Origin of the sequence: Cupriavidus necator, from assembly GCF_013141915.1 — a bacterium.
Classification (GTDB): Bacteria; Pseudomonadota; Gammaproteobacteria; order Burkholderiales; family Burkholderiaceae; genus Cupriavidus; species Cupriavidus necator_B.
Map to the genome: position 1 here is coordinate 18,663 of NZ_SROX01000026.1, position 18,518 is coordinate 37,180.

Annotated in this window: 21 protein-coding genes; 18 read left to right on the plus strand and 3 right to left on the minus strand. The window is 61.9% G+C overall.

Translation table 11 applies throughout. From position 1 onward, the window contains the following. Positions 1–2: 2 nt before the first annotated feature. Both E5S69_RS30100 and E5S69_RS30105 read right to left on the minus strand, forming a co-directional pair. Positions 3–1,463 (minus strand): 3'-5' exonuclease, encoded by a 1,461-nt coding sequence (locus tag E5S69_RS30100; protein WP_115737268.1) that lies wholly within the window; start codon positions 1,461–1,463, stop codon positions 3–5. After that, positions 1,463–1,912, minus strand: a complete 450-nt coding sequence (locus tag E5S69_RS30105; RefSeq protein ID WP_115737269.1) for a hypothetical protein — start codon at positions 1,910–1,912, stop codon at positions 1,463–1,465. The genes E5S69_RS30100 and E5S69_RS30105 overlap by 1 nt, the downstream gene beginning before the upstream one ends. A 161-nt stretch (positions 1,913–2,073) precedes the next feature. On the opposite strand from E5S69_RS30105, the gene E5S69_RS30110 reads away from it, so the two are divergent. The 14 genes from E5S69_RS30110 to E5S69_RS30170 all read left to right on the plus strand — a co-directional run bounded on the left by E5S69_RS30110 (position 2,074) and on the right by E5S69_RS30170 (position 14,136). After that, a complete protein-coding gene (locus E5S69_RS30110; protein WP_115737270.1) occupies positions 2,074–2,586 on the plus strand; it encodes a hypothetical protein in 513 nt (170 codons plus the stop codon). A gap of 158 nt (positions 2,587–2,744) precedes the next feature. Then, the gene (locus E5S69_RS30115; protein WP_115737271.1) at positions 2,745–2,954 is read left to right on the plus strand and encodes a hypothetical protein; all 210 of its coding nucleotides are present in this window, start codon (positions 2,745–2,747) and stop codon (positions 2,952–2,954) included. A 113-nt stretch (positions 2,955–3,067) separates the two neighbouring features. Further along, positions 3,068–3,553: a hypothetical protein gene (locus tag E5S69_RS30120; protein ID WP_115737272.1), complete on the plus strand. Its 486-nt coding sequence runs from the start codon at positions 3,068–3,070 to the stop codon at positions 3,551–3,553. Between the two features lie 11 nt (positions 3,554–3,564). Next, entirely contained in the window at positions 3,565–4,350 is a 786-nt protein-coding gene (locus tag E5S69_RS30125) for a hypothetical protein (RefSeq protein ID WP_115737273.1), read from the plus strand. 112 nt (positions 4,351–4,462) lie between these two features. After that, entirely contained in the window at positions 4,463–7,567 is a 3,105-nt protein-coding gene (locus E5S69_RS30130) for a DEAD/DEAH box helicase (protein WP_115737274.1), read from the plus strand. Next, entirely contained in the window at positions 7,564–7,809 is a 246-nt protein-coding gene (locus E5S69_RS30135) for a hypothetical protein (RefSeq protein ID WP_115737275.1), read from the plus strand. The genes E5S69_RS30130 and E5S69_RS30135 overlap by 4 nt, the downstream gene beginning before the upstream one ends. Positions 7,810–8,294: 485 nt before the next feature. After that, positions 8,295–9,965, plus strand: coding sequence for a PRTRC system ParB family protein (locus E5S69_RS30140; RefSeq protein WP_115737276.1), 1,671 nt, complete (start codon positions 8,295–8,297; stop codon positions 9,963–9,965). A gap of 67 nt (positions 9,966–10,032) precedes the next feature. Beyond that, positions 10,033–10,491, plus strand: coding sequence for a PRTRC system protein E (locus E5S69_RS30145; RefSeq protein ID WP_115737277.1), 459 nt, complete (start codon positions 10,033–10,035; stop codon positions 10,489–10,491). Between the two features lie 11 nt (positions 10,492–10,502). Beyond that, positions 10,503–10,727 (plus strand): PRTRC system protein C, encoded by a 225-nt coding sequence (locus E5S69_RS30150; RefSeq protein WP_115737278.1) that lies wholly within the window; start codon positions 10,503–10,505, stop codon positions 10,725–10,727. Between the two features lie 4 nt (positions 10,728–10,731). Further along, the gene (locus E5S69_RS32540; RefSeq protein WP_232348061.1) at positions 10,732–10,935 is read left to right on the plus strand and encodes a hypothetical protein; all 204 of its coding nucleotides are present in this window, start codon (positions 10,732–10,734) and stop codon (positions 10,933–10,935) included. A 41-nt stretch (positions 10,936–10,976) separates the two neighbouring features. After that, entirely contained in the window at positions 10,977–11,963 is a 987-nt protein-coding gene (locus E5S69_RS30155) for a PRTRC system protein F (protein ID WP_232348060.1), read from the plus strand. 9 nt (positions 11,964–11,972) lie between these two features. Continuing rightward, positions 11,973–12,695, plus strand: coding sequence for a PRTRC system protein B (locus E5S69_RS30160; protein ID WP_115737280.1), 723 nt, complete (start codon positions 11,973–11,975; stop codon positions 12,693–12,695). Between the two features lie 2 nt (positions 12,696–12,697). Further along, positions 12,698–13,339 carry a PRTRC system protein A gene (locus tag E5S69_RS30165; RefSeq protein ID WP_115737281.1) on the plus strand — a complete coding sequence of 214 codons (642 nt, stop codon included), beginning with the start codon at positions 12,698–12,700 and terminating at the stop codon, positions 13,337–13,339. After that, positions 13,336–14,136 (plus strand): PRTRC system ThiF family protein, encoded by an 801-nt coding sequence (locus E5S69_RS30170; RefSeq protein ID WP_115737282.1) that lies wholly within the window; start codon positions 13,336–13,338, stop codon positions 14,134–14,136. The genes E5S69_RS30165 and E5S69_RS30170 overlap by 4 nt, the downstream gene beginning before the upstream one ends. A 331-nt stretch (positions 14,137–14,467) precedes the next feature. Here E5S69_RS30170 and E5S69_RS32725 read toward each other — a convergent pair whose 3' ends face one another. Beyond that, complete coding sequence (locus E5S69_RS32725) at positions 14,468–15,349, minus strand: eCIS core domain-containing protein (protein ID WP_115737283.1); 882 nt, start codon at positions 15,347–15,349, stop codon at positions 14,468–14,470. A 472-nt stretch (positions 15,350–15,821) separates the two neighbouring features. On the opposite strand from E5S69_RS32725, the gene E5S69_RS30180 reads away from it, so the two are divergent. The 4 genes from E5S69_RS30180 (at position 15,822) to E5S69_RS32545 (ending at position 18,348) form a co-directional block, all read left to right on the plus strand. Then, complete coding sequence (locus E5S69_RS30180; RefSeq protein WP_145987319.1) at positions 15,822–16,184, plus strand: hypothetical protein; 363 nt, start codon at positions 15,822–15,824, stop codon at positions 16,182–16,184. Positions 16,185–16,346: 162 nt separating this feature from the next. Next, positions 16,347–16,820, plus strand: coding sequence for a glycine zipper 2TM domain-containing protein (locus E5S69_RS30185; RefSeq protein WP_115737285.1), 474 nt, complete (start codon positions 16,347–16,349; stop codon positions 16,818–16,820). An 88-nt stretch (positions 16,821–16,908) separates the two neighbouring features. After that, positions 16,909–17,313 carry a hypothetical protein gene (locus tag E5S69_RS30190; protein WP_115737286.1) on the plus strand — a complete coding sequence of 135 codons (405 nt, stop codon included), beginning with the start codon at positions 16,909–16,911 and terminating at the stop codon, positions 17,311–17,313. Positions 17,314–17,490: 177 nt separating this feature from the next. Then, the gene (locus E5S69_RS32545; RefSeq protein ID WP_232348058.1) at positions 17,491–18,348 is read left to right on the plus strand and encodes a hypothetical protein; all 858 of its coding nucleotides are present in this window, start codon (positions 17,491–17,493) and stop codon (positions 18,346–18,348) included. Positions 18,349–18,518: the final 170 nt, after the last annotated feature.

The following is an 18,518-nucleotide window of genomic DNA, read 5'->3' on the forward strand; positions in this document are numbered from 1 at the left end:
TCCTAAACGGCGGCGTCACGGAACATCGTGTACAGATCGCGGCGAATTTCACTGATGTCGAGCAGGACCTTGGCCCGGGTCATCGCGACATACAGGAGCCGCATTTCCTCCGGCGACATGCTCAAGTCGCCTTCGTCGTTGGTCTTGAACTTGAAGTCGCCTGCAAGGTGAACCCGATCCCACTCGAGGCCTTTGGCCCGGTGTACGGTGCTGACGATGTAGTCCGCTTCGGTTTCGGGCGACACGCGTGCGAGGATCAGGCGCAGGTAATCGACCCCCTCGTTGTCGATCAGCTTTACCAGCGGCTGCAGGTCCCGGCCGGCAAACGACTCGGCATATTCCTGAACCTCCTCCCAGGTCTCGAACAGCGCCAGTGACGCGGGATAGCCAATGCGCTGGCCGCGCATCAGCAGCTCGGCACCGTCGGCGAATGCCTTCAGTTCTTCGACATTGGCGCGCACGGCGACTTTGTCGCCGCGGGCAATGCCTTGAGCAAGGTGGGTCAGCACGGTGGCGTTCTTGCGGCACAGGATGGCGTCGAAGCGATCGTGTCCCGGCGTGGAGTCGTGCAGGATGCGCGACTCGATGTGGTCCTGGCCACGGACGGGCACGTCCTCTTCCATCAGGCTGAGTACCCGGCTCGCCAGCTGGGCGATGGCCGGGCCGAACCGGAACGATTCGGTGAGCGAACGCTCGGGCGCTCGAATGTGGTCCATCGCATTGACTGCGCCGCGCCATTCGTAGATCTGCTGGTACGGATCGCCGACATAGACCACTTGCGCCTGCTGGGCGCGCAACACCGACAGCATCAGGCCGTCGGCGTCCTGGGCTTCGTCGAACAGGATGAAGTCGGCGCCGATCGTCGGGCGGCTTCGCTCCCATAGCTTCACGTAGACGTCATGGGTGATTGCCGACGGTGCCGCGGGGTCACAGTATTCCTGCCATAACCGTCGTACATGCGGAAGCAGGTATTCGCGCAGGTGCTCGGCTTCCTCTTCCCCGATGATCGGCTCCACGGGGATATGCCAGGCGAGCGGCTCGCCTTGCGCGGAGCGGCAGAAGCGCGCTGCGCCGTCCATCACCATCCGTGCGACCTTGCTGGCGCTCAGTTCCAGGTCCTTGCCGATGGTGGTGGGCAGGCGAACCGGCCCCAGGCGGTAGCGCAAGGCCAGCTGATGGGGCGGCTCGACCGGATTCTTAAGCTTGCGGGTGATTTCGGGACGGGTTGCACCGTAGGCAATCGAATGGACGGTGCGGCAGCGGGTATTGGACGGAAACTTGCTGGCAGCTTCCGTCGCAATGTCCTTGTTGAAGGCGAGGTAAAGCCCGCGGGCGCGGCCGCGTGCATCCGCCGCCAGCCTGAGCGTGGAGGTCTTGCCCGCGCCGGCGTATGCCTTTACCTTGAGGTGATCGCCGCTTCTTACAGCGGCGACGACGGCGCTCTGCTCGTCGGTGGGTGTCATCACGACACCTCCAGTGCCGTCTGAATGCCCATAGACGCCCGCACGCGTTCGCGGATGGCAGCGTGGACCGCATTGGCCTGCGCCACCCGGCGTGCCTGGTCGCCGCTCAACTCATCCACGATATAGCTGAAGGTTATCGCGTTGGTCGGGCCGGTCCACGTTAGCCACTTCGCGCGGATCTGGACCTTGATGGTTTCTGGCAACGAGAAGAAGCGGGCACGGGCCTTGCGCCATACGCGCGCCTGGAACGCTCGCTGGCCGGCTTCAAATCGATCAGCGTCGCGCTGCCGCCGCAGGACTTCTTCGTCGAAGGTGTGCTGCTCGCCGGCGACGTGGTCGGCGAAGAGCGGATAGCGGTCGCGTTCGCGCTGCTGCTTGCGTGCGAACGCCGCCTGCCGGCGGGTGTTGAAATCGATCGGGGTGTATCGTTCGAAGCGAGTGAACCGCATGGCTGCAAGGTATCGAGAGGTCTTCGAACCAGGATACCGGCGCCGATGCGAAGTCAAGGCAGCCGGCCGGCGAGGTTCGCCAACCGTTATTGTCCCGGCCCGGCCGGCAGAATTTGGCTGTGAAAGCTATAGAATTGACCCCCTCTTTCACGGAAATCGTCATGGCGTCGCGCACCACCAGCTTTCGCGAAGTGTCCCTCGGCACCCGGCCTGCGGGCGAGCGCGAGTTCATCCCTCCGGGAGATTCGCAATATGGGGAGATCGCGCGCCTGGACGCCTTTACGTTCAAGCGCTATCTGGATCGGGTGTTTTGGCATCCGCGGCCGGAGGTCATTCGCTTCGAGGTCAGGGCGGTGCCCTCGTCGACGGGCAGTGTCTACGATGTCGTCGCACTCGTTGCGACGGGGGAGGGCGAAGACTGGTTTTCCGAAGACGCGGTGCCGCAGCGCTGGGATTACGTGGCGATCAGCGAAACCAGCCACGGGCTCTCCAAATTGCAGGCCGCCCGACTGAAGCAAGAAGGCAAGCTGCCCGAAGACTACACGCCGTTCGGCGATGACGGTCCGATCCTGGACCACTCGAACCTGGAGAACCCGGAAGAGGTCGACCTGCGCCGCTGGGACGTGATCAACCGCTTGCGCGAAGCGAGCCGGCAGCGACGCGCTGCAGGTTGATCGCGCCGGGGCCTTGTCCACCGGCGTCAATTCGCTGTAATATCCGCTCGATTCTCCGCGCTTTCAGCGCATCGACCCTGCCGGCGTACCGGCCATCTGCTTTTCCACCCATTGGGAGCTTTTCCCAATGGGGAAGGCTCCATTTCCGGAGCCTTTCCATGCTTATCTCCTCCCGTACCAGCACGCTGGCCGTCCTTGCGACGGTTCTGAACCTGTTCGCGGCGCTGTATTTCGTTGTGACCACCGGTGACGATCGCCTTGCAGCAATGCAAATGCACATCGTTGCGGAAATCGAGTTTCTGGTTCTGATCAGCTGGCTTCTCGCGAAGCTGCTGAGTCTGGATCCGAAGCCTGCCACTGCCGGCTGACCTGTCGAGGTCACCGGCCATTCCACTACCGGCCGGGGATGCGTTCCCCGGCCTCCTATCACCCGTCGGGGAACGCCCGATGGGGGCGTTCCCGTTTTTCAGAAGGAAACGCCATGTTCTCACCCAAGACCCTCACCATTGAGGTAGGACCGGTTCCCGCTGAGGAATCGTGCGCCCAAGTCGGTCAAGCCGACTATGAAGCGCAATCGCGCCTCGAATGCGCTGTCTTCATCCGCCAACTGCAACGCGCCTTTGGCAACCCGGATCCCGTTACGCTCTCATTCGAGCGTCGCGGTTTTCCGCATGAGCTCGGGCGCTACCATGAAGTGGTGGCCATCATGACGGCTGCAGGGGCTGAAATTTTCGACGAGGCCACGGTTCCGACGTGCTGGGATGCGATTGCACGGGCGGAGCTTACGTGGCTGCGTCTGCAAGCGCAGTGGCGCCAGCAGCTCTTAGCCGGTACCGTGGACCTGGCGGATGTACCTGTTGCGTTCTGCCGCAGCTCCATTCCGGATTTCCCCGATCATCCGGTCTCGGCATGGTGGGCGATGGGCTTCTCGCCGTTGCCTGCTGGTCCAGCACTCACCCTGCACTGACGGAGGTTTGCATGTACAACGAGATCGTCGAGCGCTTTATCAAGGCTCAAGAATCCGCTGGCGCAGCCTATCGCTCCGTGGCGAGCTTTGAGCGCGAAACCTTGGCTGGCATTGCGCAGCACGCCCACGCGGTTGACGTCCGGTCGGACTACAGTACGCACAGGGAGCTGGAGAGTTTTTGCATCTCGCTTGCTGGCAACGTGGTCAATCGTGCCAGGCGTGAGTTCGCTCCGGCGGGCACGCGTCTGGACATCGACGACGCCACAGAGCGGGAGCATGCCGGCCTGAACATCGGTGAGGCACTCGATGCGGGTCGGGTCCCCGACATCGATGGACTGTGGGCGTCGCTTCACGCTCGCTATGGCGGCGATGGCGGCAAGGAACTGGCGTACCAGCAAGCCGCTCAGCGCATCATCAAGGGATTCGGTCTGAATCGAAAGAAAGACGTACAGCGTACCGCGTCCGCGGTGGTGCTTCGTCTACGTGCGACATCCGAAGGCTGCTACGGCCGATCCGCGCGCAAGCTGGGCTACTACAGCTGTCAGCATGCCGCAGATTGCCTGCAGGGACTTATGGCGTTTGCGGCCAAGGCGGGGCATCAGGCACTGGCCATCGGTCTCGGGCGCCTGAACGTCCATACCCTCGAGTACAGCTACCGCGAGAAGCGAAGCTTTCCGGGGCTCGACGTCGTCTTTTTCAAGGACGCGTGGGATTTTAAGTTTTCGCACCAGATCGCGGAGGAGCTGATGCTGTTCATTGGCGAATACGGCGCGGTCTTCATGGAAGACCAATCCTGACACGGCAAGCATTTGGCTGTCATCGCGCGCCGACCTGGCGCACGATGATCGCCACGTTTCCACTGACATGCCCCGCTGAACAGCGGGGCATTTTCATTTTCGAGACCCCTTCATGAACAATTGGTATGAGCCCCTACGGGCAATTGTCAGCCTCGGTTCCCAAGCCGAGAAGATTGCCCACATGGGCGAGTTGCACGCAGCACGTCAGCGCCACCTCTCGCAGTTCTTCACGCCGGATGCTATCGCTCGGCTGATGTGGGGTGTAGTGGTGGACTGGCGGCCGGAAAGGAAGGTGTCCGTCCTCGACAATTCCGTCGGTTCCGGTCGCCTGCTGCAGTTTGCAGATCCGGCGCGGCACAGCTTGTTCGGCGTCGATGTGCACGAGCCAACGATTGCTGCAGTACAACAGGCCATCGAGAATGCGGGCTTCGACGGCAGCTTCCTGCATGCGGGAATGGAGGAAATCCACCCGCGTAGATTCGATATCGCCCTCATCAACCCGCCGTTCTCGATTCACCTCGAATCTCCCCATCTTCAGCCCTACGACTGCACGACCTGGGGCCGCTTCGGGCCCGGTACCAGCGCGTTGAGCCATGAGTATGCGCTGGCTCAGGCACTGGACGCCGCGCAGGTCGTTGTTGCCTTGTTGCCGACCACGTTTGTCGACAAGTTTGCCGACGCATGCCTGCCACATGGCGAACCATACAGCGGCGCGGCGAGTCGTCTGGTTGGGGTCTTTGACCTGCCGGCAAGCGCGTTTCGCGAGGAAGGCGCAGAAGTGCGCACCTCCATCGCCGTATTCGGTCGGTATCGTCTGAGGGGCGGCATTCTACGTGGACTGGTCAAGGATCTCGCGACGCCGCTGCCAAGCCTCGAGCTGCAGTGGGACGAACGTCGCTATGCTGAACCGAAGCTGGCCCACCAACTGCTGGATGATGATGGGCCCGCTATCACCCGGCCCGTGACTTCGCAGAAACGGGTACGCATCTCGCACGACGGGCGGCGGATTATCCTTGGCTTCGAGTGCGGATTCACCGAAGCGATGGTGCTCAATCGTGTGCTGGAGCGCCGCATCGTGTCGTTGGAAGGGCAGCGGCTGCCGAGCGGCTTTCGTTACGAGGGCACGGGCCGGCTGGACTTGGAGACCTACCTGGTTCAGGCGGATCCTGTCGCCGCCTTGGGCAAGCTGGTGAGCCTCGTGAAGCAGGCCGGCGGCGAGCCCGAGTTCGCTTTGGGCTTTCTGGACCATTTCCGGCGACGGATGCGGCGCAGCCTTCGGCAGGCACTGCCGTTGCGGCATGCCGTCTGGACAACCGGTGTTGGCTCTGTAGACCAGCTGGTGGCCGTCGCAAACAAGACGCATCTGGTGGACACCACGGTGTGGGGCAGCCCGGTAATCAAGGCTGGCCAGGCCGTTCAGTTTGCTCGCCAAGCGGATGGCCGGTACGCGTACGAGGTAAGTGGCAAGCGCTACGTTGTCTCGTTGGACGAGATCACCAGCCGTTACAGCGTCGAGAAGTCAGCGCAGGCCTGGGAAGTGGTTCACGAAGGTCTGCAGCGCCGCTATCCCATGCAGGCCTCACAGTTGCGCAAACGCCTGCTGGCCTTGGGGATTCACAAGTGGCTGGACTGGGAATTCCAGCAAGAAGACCTGGTTGAGCTGCTGTTGAAGCCCAACGGTGCGGTCGCCGCGTGGGAGCAAGGCTGCGGAAAGTCACGGCTTGCCGCGGCGTTGATCCTGCTGTCCGGGGTCCATCATGGTCTGATTGTGGTGGAAGCCAGGCTGGTACCCGAGATGCGTGCGGAACTGGCGCAGATCCTACCGGCTTCGGACGTTCATGTGATCCAGGCACCCGAGGATCTGGACAAGCTCGGACGCATCAATCTGATCGCCTATGAACGGCTACGCATGCCGGTGCGCCGGGACGCGTCGCTGCGCGTCACCTACGCGCATCGGCTGCGCCGTCGCATCGGGCTATTGGTGGCGGATGAGGGGGAGCGGTTGTCGAACCCGAGCAGTGACCAAAGCCGCGCGCTTTGGCAATTGTCCGCCAAGCGCCGTTATGTCCTCACCGGCAGCCCGATCGCCAACTATCCGCGCGATATCTTTGGACTGATCGCGTTCACGGGGGGCGACGGCACCGCCGCGCAGCCGTATGGCTACCGGCGTGGGTATCTCGAGGCGAACTGGCTGGCGTCTGCACAGCATGCTATGCGGGGTATCGACCGCTTTCGGAACGACTTCGTTGTGTTGGAGTGGGTGACCTGGGAATTCGCCGAAAGCCTGCAGGAGGGGGCAAAGCGTGAGGTCCCGAAGATCGGCAATTTGCCCATGTATCGCCAGATGCTGGCGCCGCATGTCAAGCGCCGCTTGGTCTGCGAGCCCGATGTTTCACGGTACATTCGGATCGAGCCACCGGCAGTAGAGGTGGTGGAGACTGACTGGGACCGTGCTCATCTTTCGCTCTACCTGCGTACAGCAGACGAGTTTTCCGACTGGTACCGGGACGTCCGAAAAGACGGACGCCGGAACAATCTGATTGCCATCCTGGCCAGGATTCGCGCTGTCCACTTCGCCGCCAACTACCCGCAGCATGGGGTGGACGGCGTCGGAAGGCTCGCGCAACTCACCAGCAAGCAACGTGCCGTGATCAAACGGCTCGAGGCTATTGCCAAGGAAGGCAAGCAGGCCATCCTGTTTGCCGAGAACCCGGGCGTCATCGATCTCATCTGCGCGCAGCTGAAGGAGAAGGGCGTCGAGGCGGTGCCGTTCCATGGGGGCATTCCGATATCCAAACGCGTGGCGGCGAAGGACAAGCGTTTCGTCGCCGGCAATGCCACAGCGCTACTGTGCACCAAGGCATCGGGCCGGGCAGGCTACAACTTGCCTAATGCTGACTATGTCCTCTTCTATGACCGCTCGTGGACATGGCGCATCGAGTATCAGGCGATGCGACGCGCGCTGCGGTGGAACCGAAAAGGGCAGCTGAGGGTGGTGTATTTCCATTTGCCGGGGAGCATCGACATCTATCAGGACCAGATGGTCGCGCACAAACGGGACGCCATGGAGGCGGGCCTGGACTGGGCGACGCCGGTACTTGAAGACGAGGCTTTCCTGCACATGGACACGCTGTTAGACCATTTTGTTGACGATCTCGCCCAGCTGCATGGTCGCCAGGCCAGGGATCAACGTGAGCTGCTTAAGGAGGCGGCATGAAGACTGAAGACTGCAAGATTGCGATCGGCGATGGCCTCGCGACGATCAAGCGCCGCGGCACCCGTAGCACCACCGTGGCAAGGATCCTCGGTACAGTCGAGGCAGAGGGGATCGAAGTGATCTGCCTGGACCGGTTGGTACATGGAATGTTTGAATCGGAGTTGGACGGCTGGCAGGTTGCCGGTGCAGTCACTACGCTGCTGTCGCGACCCATTGGGCCCCGCCAGCATGTACGCCAGTGACCGAACGCGTCAGGCCGTAGGGGGATGGGCTGGGATGTTACTCGCTCCGGCCCTATTTCCCGGTCAAAAGACGTCGGAATTGGCTAGCTTTCTGGCCTCAGCCGATGCGACATAGCCCTTATGATGGTTTCCGTAGCGCCCGCTACGGAAACCCTCTCGGATGCACTCAGCCCTCCAAACGCGGAGGGCATTTTTTTTGCTCGAGCGAGCATTCTCCCGTCGGCGGTAGAGAGCATCAGCGAGTCGGCGCTTCTCTCTCCCTCCAATTCCGGCGGCGGAGCGTGGGCTATTGATCGATGAGGGCGAATTCGGCTATCCTTTTACTGCTTTCCGCGTCCAAGACGCATCGACCTTCGCCCCATTGGGGCCAGCTACTGCAGTACGGTGGTCTCCCGCTTTGCCGGGCCAGTCCATCCTTCCATCCCACCGGGAACCTGTTCCCGGTGCGGCAACGGGTTCCCCATTCCGTCTCGGAGAACCCAAAAATGCAAAACCCCACTGTTGTCATTGGCAAGATCCGTCCTGGCCGTAATCCGCGCAAGTACTTCGATCCTGTCCAGATGGCTGAACTGACCGAATCCATTCGCCTGGATGGTGTCGTCCAGCCGATTCTTATTCGTCCCATCGAGGGCGATGAGAATGGGCATGAGTACGAACTGGTTGCCGGTGAACGCCGCTATCGCGCCGCACTGGCTGCACATGGTGATGGATACGAGATCCCCATCACACTGAAGGTGCTGACCGACGCCGATGCAGACCGTCTGGCGTTGATCGAAAACGTGCAGCGTGCCGATATGGCCCCGTCCGAGGAGGCCGTGGCGGCATCGCGCATCGTTGGTCTCCTGAACGGCGACCGCGATGAAGCAGCCCGCGTCCTTGGCTGGTCGCGCTCAACGCTCGACAAGCGCCTGGCGCTGATGAATTGCAGCGATGCGGTTCTGAACGCGCTCAATACCCGTGTCATCCAGCTCGGCCATGCCGAACTGCTGGCCACGCTAGCCAAGGACAAGCAAGACAAGCTCTTGCCGGTCATCGTCAGCGAGAAGAAGTCGGTGTCGGAGTTGAAGAAGACCATTGAGGCGGCCGCGTGCAGCCTGGAATCGGCCATCTTTGACAAGTCCGACTGCACGGCGTGCCCGCACAATTCTTCGTTGCAGACGGAGATGTTCGGCGAGGCGATTGCCACTGGCAACTGCACCAACCGGGCCTGCTACACCGAAAAGACCGATCGCAAGCTCGAAGGGATTGCTTACGGGCTCAAGGAAGAGTTCCCGATCGTGCGCATCGTCCGCGCCGGCGACAACCATACCCGCATTCAGCTGAAGGTGGATGGTCCAACCGGCGTAGGCGAGGAACAGGCCAAGGCATGCCATGCCTGCCAGAACTTCGGTGCCGCGGTGAGCGGCCTGCCGGATTCCATGGGCAAGGTGTTCAGCGGCCAATGCTTCGATACGGCGTGCAACCAACAAAAGGTGGCAGCCCGGATCAAGGCTGAACGTGATGCCGCCAAGGCACCTGCCGTGAAGCAGGGCGGTGGCAAGCCGGCCACGGTAACGAAGGGCGACAAGTCCTCCACGCCCGCCGAGAAGCCTGTCACGGTGATCAGCGAGTCGGAGAAGGTGAAGCAATACCGCACCGAACTCTGGCGCAAGGCGCTGCGCAAGGAGGTCGCGCAGAACGCTGACCAGGCCAATGCCTATTTGCTGGCGATCGCCATGCACGGGCTGTCGCGCAACATCGGCGGCGACGTGATGGGCAAGTTCTTCGAGAAGCTCACGGAACAGAAGCCGTCATCGACCCTTCAAGGCTGCCTCACGGCTGTCCATGGCCTGGACGCCGGCCGCCGGCAGCAGCTGACGATCGGCATGACCGTAGCGGCCATCGACGGCATGGACGTGAGCAACCTCCGTGAGCTGTGCCGGTACCACAAACTCGACTTGCGCAATCACTGGAACCTGCAGAAGTCGCAGGATTTCCTCGAGATGCTGACCAAGTCCGAGATGAAGGTTCTGGCAGACGAGCTCGGTATCCGCAAGGTGCTGGGCGATGGTTTTGCCAAGCTGTTCGGCAAGTCGAAGCCGGAAGTCGTTGCTGGCCTCCTGGCCGTCGACGGGTTCGACTACAACGGCAAGGTCCCCAAGGTCCTTGTCTACTGATCCATTCACTCGGGGGGGCGCCACCTGCGCGCCGCCCGTCACTCCATTTCCCCAAAAGGATTCACCTATGTTCACTGAACTGGCTGCGCTCGTGCGCGCGAGTGAGAAAGTGGTCGTCACGCTCACCATGCAGGGCGACCTGATGTCTGTCGTTGTTGTGCCCGTTATCAAGAATGCGGCAGATGCTGCGCTGACGACGCCGCTGGCGCTGTCGGCCACGCCCGCCGAGCTGGACGAGGGCTTCGCGCAAGCCCTGGCCGGCGTCACCGCTGCCCGCCAGTCGCTGGCAGAGCAGGCCGAAGCCACCAAGTCCATTCTGGAAGCGGCCAAGTCCTCGCAGTCGAGCAAGGCCACCAAGGCGTTGGCCAAGGCTGCGGCACCGTCGGATGCATCGGATGCGTCGGATTCGCAGCAGGACAGCGAAGACGAGAGCAACCCGCAAGGCGGAGCTGGCGGCGAGGCCTCGACGAAAGTCGAGAGCAGCGCTCCGGCTTCGGGCGGTACCGATCTCGCGTCGTTGCTCTGAAGGAGGCTGACATGGCAATCGAAGTCAAGAAGCTCACGCGCGAGTTTTCCTACAACGGCATGACGCTGATGGACCCCGGTCCTCAGTTCACCCCGGAGCAGGTCAAGGACGTCTATTCGGCCCAGTATCCGGAACTCACTACCGCCGCGGTAGATGGCCCGGACCACCAGGGCGATATCGCGCGCTTCACGTTCGTCCGCGCCGCTGGCGCGAAGGGCGCGCATGCGCAAATCTGACCTCATGAAGGCACTGTCCACTGGACAGTTCGCCGCCATCAAACAGGAGCCGCCCGAAAGGGCGGTTTTTTTTCATTCTGAGGAGACCCAACAATGCTGTTCGATCCTCGGTCGTTTGTTCCTGAGCTCGATGCAGAGCAACAACCCGCATGGACGCCACACCGACGGCATCCCGCTGCCGGATGTCGACCTGCCCATGGTTTTCTGACCCTGCCAGGGGTCGCGCCTTCCGTGCCGGTTTCGGGGCGCGTGACTTACGCCGACGAGCTGGAAATCACCGACCTGGTGATCGCACAGCTCGAGGCAGGCGTGCTGCGTGCGAGCGATGTGTCCGACCCCACCGGGGCCGGCGATGCGTTCACCCAAGCGATGTTCGCGTGGTTGAACCCGCGTATCCCGCACTGTCAGCGCCTGCAGTTTGGCTTTGCGCTGATCGACCAGGCCGCCGCGGCGGACCAGATCATGCAGTTTGGTTGGGAGGACGGGCTGCAGGCGCCGCTCTATCTGGCGATCGAGCTGCCCGGTGAAGAAGTGTATGGCATCGGTAGAGCCAGAGCGCAAGCCCTGCGTGCCGCAGACCCATCGCTGCTCTTCACGGCCATGAGCCTGGTCAATGCCGCATGCTCGAAGTCACTCTTCGTTCGCACGCCCGATGTGTTGCTGGACGAGTTCGCCCGGTGGCACTGGGACTACGACGCCACCCTGGCCGACGACGACAGTGCGCGGGAATTTCTGAAGGAGAACTGGGGCGGAGACGACGCGGACATCGAGCGCTATCTGCCCTCCGTCGTGCGGCCGGAACTTGCGCCCGATGACACTCTGCCCCGGTATGCCCATGTCCTGCCCGGGTCGTCCCAGCTGCGCGAGCTTTCACCACGCACCTTGCGCGCCATGGCGCGCTCGGAAGATGCGTGGCTGGCCGAAACTTGCGCGGCGTTGGCCGACCTGCGGTTGACGTTGGCAAGAGCTGGTGACCGATCAGCAGTTGCCGGCGCCCAATGGGCCGAGCCAGCCTATTCCGCAGCCACGATCGCGTATTGCGAAAGCGACTATGTGTCGGAGGTGCTCGACAACCATTTCGAGTGCGCGAACAACAGTGGCGAAGCCACGATGTTCCAGTGCTTTATTCCCATCGCGACGGAACGCAAGGCTATCCGCCAGCAGTTCGAGGACCTGGCCAACATGCTGCGGATCATCGGCGCGCTTGACCGTGTCTTGACACTCATTTCTTCCTAGGAGGGCCTAATGGCTGAGATCCTGACCGCGACGCGGTCGCATGACGTGGCGCTGCAAGGCGCCATTTTGCTGTATGGCCGTTCTGTCGCCGAGTTCTCGTATGCCACCGCGCATCGGATCGAGCCCGACGCAAAGACCGGCCGTCCCGTCATCGGTGCGGGCACGCCGCTCAATCGCCAGGCACTGATCCAGGCGGTGCGGCAGGTTGCGGAAGCGTCCCTTCCCAAGGGTGAGTTCCTGACGCCCAATGTGCTGTCGATCAGCCCTACCGCGGTGACGTGGTGGTGCCCGCCAGGCCATCGCCGCGTGTTCTTCAAGTGCAGTGAGTTTGGCGAATGCAGTGCAGTGGTACCGCATCCGGGTCTGGTCTTCCAGGCAGCCCACACGGGGTTCCGCGTCTTCGCGCTGTCTGGCGAGGACCGGCCGGTACCGGCGTCGGTGCTGCACGAGCCGCCGTACTTCAACACCTGGGACAACGGAAAGATCTGCATCGGCAGTGCACACGTGCCCAAGCAGATCGACGTTGCCTCCATTGCCGGATGGGAATCGGGCTTCTTCGACTCTGCCTTCACCCACCCCAACCATGGGAACCCGCGCGTCAAATTCGAGCGCGGCCCCTATGCCTTCTGGAAGGACATGCTCGACGGCCGGTTCACCGACTACCCGAAGCAAGTCCTCATCCCCATGAAACGTACGCTGGCCGATTTGATCGCCGGCAAACTGGATAAATGACCATGCATCCTGCTGATGTCACCCTGCAACAGTCGTTCCCGTCGGTGATGGTGCCGCGCTTCTCCAAGCTCGAGCCCATGTCCCGGGCCGGCGAGCGGCTTCTCATTGCCGCCAACGGTGTATTTCTTGAAATCGCCCGCCCGTGGCTGAGGCTGGTGCGCTGCCTCGGGCAGTTCCAGCACCGCACCGCAGTCCCGTACGGCGACGCGCGGGAGGAGACGGACCTGGTCTGTGGGCGTATCCCGGCCAAGCTGATCGGGGATTTTGCAGCCATGGCTCGCGCGGCTAATCCGAAGGAAACGGGCGCCTGGATCGTGTGGAATGCCGCTACCGCGGCGTTCCGCCTCGTTCCGGTAGGTATCCTCGAGCACGGCGCTGGCCACCTGAAGTATGAGCGGCCGGAGCTGGGGTCAGAGGATGTGCTTGTCGTCGACTGCCATTCCCATGGTCATTCGCCGGCGTACTTCTCCGCCACAGACGATGGCGATGACCGGCACGACGTGAAGTTCGCGTTCGTGATCGGCAATTGCGCATCCGCCGTGCCTTCGATGGCGCTGCGGCTGTGTGCCAAGGGAATCTTCGAGAAGGTGGAAAAGGTGCCGGCGGATTGGTATGCCGCGGCCAGTAGGGAGGCGATCGCATGATCGAGCATCGCATTCCCACAGCCATGACCAGGCGCGCCTGGAACGTCGTTGTTGTTGGTGCCGGAGGCACGGGCAGCGCGCTGCTTCCCAATCTGGCGCGCCTGCACCACGCGATGCTGGAGCTGGGCCACCCCGGCGGTATCGAATGCACCGTCTACGATGATGACCTCGTCAGCGAGACCAATGTCGGCCGGCAGGGCTTCTATCCGGTCGATATTGGGCAACCGAAGGCAACCTTGCTGGTGAATCGGCTGAACAACCTGATGGGCACGCGCTGGGAAGCGCAGGTCAGTCGCGTTGACAGTCGGGACCGCTTTCGCTGTGACATGGTGATCGGTTGCGTCGATACGCGGCGCGCCCGCAAAGCCATCCTGGGGGCAATGGCGCGCGGCGGCGGGGGCTACTACCTCGACTGCGGCAACGAATCGGACAGCGGCCAGGTCATTCTGGGACAGGTCCGTGGCAAAGCAGCGGAACGGTTGCCCCATGTGGGCGACCTGTTCCCCGAACTTCTGGACCCGAAAGGGGACAAGAAGGACACGGCGCCCTCCTGTTCGATGGCCGACGCGCTCAGCAGGCAATCGCTGGTGATCAATCAGGCGATCGCGGTGCAGGCGTACAATCTGCTGTGGACGCTGTTCCGCACGGGCACCCTGCAGTACTGCGGCGCGTTTGTGAATCTGGCAGCGGGGCGCACGAACCCGCTCCCGATCGACCCACAGGCTTGGGCGAGATTCGGGTACGTTCTACCTGAGCCGAAGCAGCGCGGCACGCGCGCTCCTCGCCAAGCCGACTGAAGCCCGCCATCCCCGACGTTTGGGGATGGCTTTTTTATTTTCTGCTTGCCGATTGGAGCGGCCTAGGGATGGTCTCAGAACGACCCAGAGCGGGCCTGTCAGCTTTCTCTAACGCGGCCGTTCAAGGGGTAGCCGAAAAGCAGACATCGAAGAGCACGCTGTCCCTTCCCCCCGCGAAGCGTAAGCGTCAGACGAAGTGTGGCCCATGGTCAACAACAGTATCACTCAAGGTCCTTGGCAAGGTCTTCATCAGCAGCATGGCGCTTGCGGTCACACCGGGAAAACTTCCGCGGCAGAAGCGGCATTTTGCCGTTTGGCTGAGGGCTTGGGCCTACTGACAAATCCACCTGTATGGCATGCCGCCGGCAGCGCAGAATCCTTGGCATGCCACCGCAATCGAAGCGCCTCTCGTGCATCTGTTGTCAGCATTTATGCCGGTGGTCGGCCCCCAACATCCGCATTGCTGAATCTGGGCGCCCGAAATGAAGCGCCCATTGTCTCCCCCGACCACCAGGGGAGGCGCCGCCGGTATCGGGGTCGTTGCCGCGGTGCGCTGGTTTTGCTGGACCCAATCGTCATAGCCGTTCTCTTTGGCGTACGCTGGATTCTCAACAGCGTTGGCATTTCTAGCGTATTGGACGGCGAAGCTATGCAGGCCCCATTCATGGTACTGGTCGACGTGCATCAGTTCGTGGGCCCAGGTTGCTGGATCCTGTGCATCTTCATTGGTTCGGAATACAACGACATCAATCAGCGTGACCGCCCTTGCAGCGCCGCCCTGTTCGAGCAATCGCGCAAGATTCACGAAGCCGTTGTCTCCAACCTTGTAGCGCACGCGGTTCATCGAGTCTTCGCTCGCGTACCCAGTGAGCTGCTGTCTCATGGCAGGCGGGATGGGTTGAGCGCCGGTCTGCGCAGAATCGTGCGATGACTGAATCGCTGCCTCGAGCGTGGGCCCCGACAGCGCACTTGCCTGAAGCTCATTCAGGGCGTTAGCGACGTCTTGCACCGCCTTGCGTCCAGTGGCTGCGACGTCGCCTAATGCCTTTCCCGTTTGCCTCTGAATGTTCCCCGGACTAAGCCCACCGTGTCTTAGATTGCAGTCGACGTCGAAGATGCCACCGCAGGGGTAACCTGGTGGCGCGACAGTCACGCCAATGATGGCGAATGCAATGTGTTTCCACATAGCCCTCGAGTATGTAGTTATGCGCATAATTGGCTCCTCGTTCCAGACGCTTACTTGTTCGATTGCGGCAGCATCCCTTCTGCACGCAGTGAGGAAAGCGTAGGTCGATCGGCCGTGAAGTTCTCACCTTTGTTTTGCTTGTCTGTGTGACAGCTAACAGAAGAGAATAGAAATGGTCAAATGGCTCCCCCGATCCCGGGAAGGGCTTATGTCGCTGAAGATTTGCTCGACATCGCTGAACGCTAATTGTCGTAGATTTGCGTGATGCGTCGAACGACCGCTCATGGGCGATCTCGGACGTTCTCCTCTTGGGCATGCCCGAGAACCGCCCAGGAGATTCTTGAGTAGCGACCTTGCAAGGGAGAGCCCCTCGCTGCTAGCATCTGGCGACACCTCGCGTCTCAGACGCATCGATTCAGTGGCCGCGCGCCACCATTTTTTCCAACCCGTTGGGGCAGCTGCCCTGGCGGCGTGCTCCATCCTTTCTTCGGAGCACACTTTGAACGATTCCCCTAATCAAAGCGGTACGAACCATGCATGGCGTCGCGTTCGCGTGACGGGCAGCTGGCTGCCAGACAATGCTGTCGTGTGGGCGTATTGGAACGGCGCAATGTGGAACGGTTTTGCTGTCCCGCTGTTTTCGCACCAGGACGCCGTAAGTCTCTGTGCAGTGATGCCGAGCCTCATATACGTCGAGGCTCGCAAGGCCTTCCTGTTCGACGAGAACGGCGAGGCAGAATGGTTCCACGCAGCACCGCAAGTCGCGGGCGGCGAAGAGCTGCACCTGTACTCGCTTGGCGACAGTTGGTGTTGGCAACTCGTTGATCCGTCGGACTACCTTAACGTGGTAGCAGGTAGCTAGCCAACCAGCCCTCTCCACAATTGCGGCTGACCCTGCTAACATTGCTGAACCTACCGCGTCCCGGACGCATCGACCCTTCCGGTTGTATAGCCGGACATTTCCTTCTCCCCCTACGGGCCTCATGCCCGTGGGTATGTTGGCCCGCTTTTCATCGAGGCCAACATGTTCAAGCGTTTTCTCCTGCTTTTCCTTTGCTGCGCCGTCTTCGCTGGCTGCGCCGCCCAGCCGACTTCGCCGAACACCTACCGGGGTTCCGAAGCGCTGCGCCCGGGTACTGCTGAAGCTGTCACAGTCGTCCGGGTCCGCCCGGTCACGATTGCTGACACCGACGGCATGATGTCTGCGAACACCGGCGTGCCGGGCGTTCTCGGTGCCGTTGTTGGCGCGGTGCTTGGTGCACGCGTCATCGGCGACGGCAATGGCCGCTACCTGGCCGGCGCGCTGTCCGGCACCGTTTCCGCGGTGATCGCTCAGACGGCCGCCAATCACCTGAGCCGCCGCAGCGGCGTGGAGGTCATTGTCCGTACGGACAGTGGCCGCCAGATCGTTGTTACGCAAGACGCTGATCAGCAATTCGTCACTGGCGAGCGGCTGTATCTCGTCTCGAGTGCCGGCGGTTCTCGCCTCACTCGCTGACCTGGCTCCAGACGGAGCCTCATCCCTTCCAATCTTCCCCGCGCGGGCCTCCCGCGTGGGGGCTCTGTCGCGAACAGGAGCAGTTCACATGTTCGACGTCGCAGAAGCAACCCCTATCACCATTACCCCGCTCGAAACGAAAGGTAAGTACATTTTCGAAGTCGCCGATGACATCCGTCGTCAGTTGCGCACTGCCGGCCTAGAGCCGGAGTGGCTCAACGCGAGCAATTTCATGGATGACGACAACGAGGCGCTGTACGGCCCCAAGTCGTCACGCCAGTGGCCCCAGTTCGGTGCTCGTGAACGGCTCGCCGTCTCGGTGCATCGCGGCTGGTCCGAAGGCTGGGCAATCCACGTCGATCGCATCGGCTACGACAGCGATGCGACTGCCGCGGCCACCACCGTGCAGAAGTTGTTGGTCGGCAAGTGGTTGACCGAGCGTCAAGCTTGGGACAGCGTTCGTGCGATCAGCAAGATGTTCGATGTCGCCTGAGTCCAGGCCATCCCATTCGCAAGCCCGAAAGGGCTTGCCCAACCCTTCGGGGTTCGGCAAGCCGCTTTTACCCGCGTCATTGACGCATCGACCTATCGTCCGGCATCGCCGGACCAACCCTTGCGGGACACTCGTCCCGGCAGGGAAGGGATGTCCCCACCCATCCAGAGGATATCCATGAAACTTCCCAAGTCCTTTTTCGCACCCTTTCCGAACAACCCGGCCGCATGCCAGGAACTGCGCCGTGACGCCTGTCGCGTGCTGCGCCGGTTCGCTGGTGACATGGCATTGCGACCGGGCGATTACACGATCCGCGAGCATCGCCAGCGCCGGCGCGACGTCAACGTGTTTGCGTTGCAGACGGATTCGTTGCTGGTCGAGATTCAGCATCCGCCCGGCGCCGCCGGAATTCGCATGTCCTACCGGACGTGCCGCGGCCGCAACGACATGGCAGGGGGCCCGACAATACCGTCAGCGTGGAGTCGCTGGCCACCCAGGGTGGCTATTCCGAACTGGTATCCACGCTACGCGTGGTGGCCGGGCGGCGCAGCTGAAGGAGTGGCGATGACGATCTTGATCAAGGTCACGTTCACTTCGACGGCTGGCGAAGAAATTCACGGTCAGGCGCTGTATGAGCCGGCGTCCGGTATCGTTACTCTGCCATCGCGCATGCTTGACTTCGTACAGCGCGCCAAAGCGTCGGGAGACGGGCACGCCATCGTTGCGCACGAAGACGGATACCGTTACCCATTGCAACCGGTTGACAACGGTGTCTACCAGCTCGACCGCTCTCGACGACAACGCCAAGGCTTGTTGGAACAGGCTTGGAAGGCTGTCACGGCGCCCACGAAGGAACAGCGCCAGCAGTCGGGTCGCTTCGCTCATACGCTATCCGCAGCTGCGCTGATTGGCGCGAGCGGATACGTCGGGTCCAGCCGCGCTTGGAACCTGGGCGCTGTGACGGACGTTCTTAGCCTCATCGGCGTCGGTGTTGTACTATTTCTCGTAGGTGCAGTTCTTTCCAAAGGAGACTGAGTGATGACTCTTGGTCTGTTTGTCTTGATCGTCGGGGGTGCCATCTCGGCGTTTTTGCTCTGGGCTGACCGCAACGGCCGGCGTGTACACAAGGATTGAGTGCTCTATGCGCCATATTGGCTACTCGCTGAAAGCGGGTGCCAGCTTGGTCGGCCTGTAAGGGCTGGACA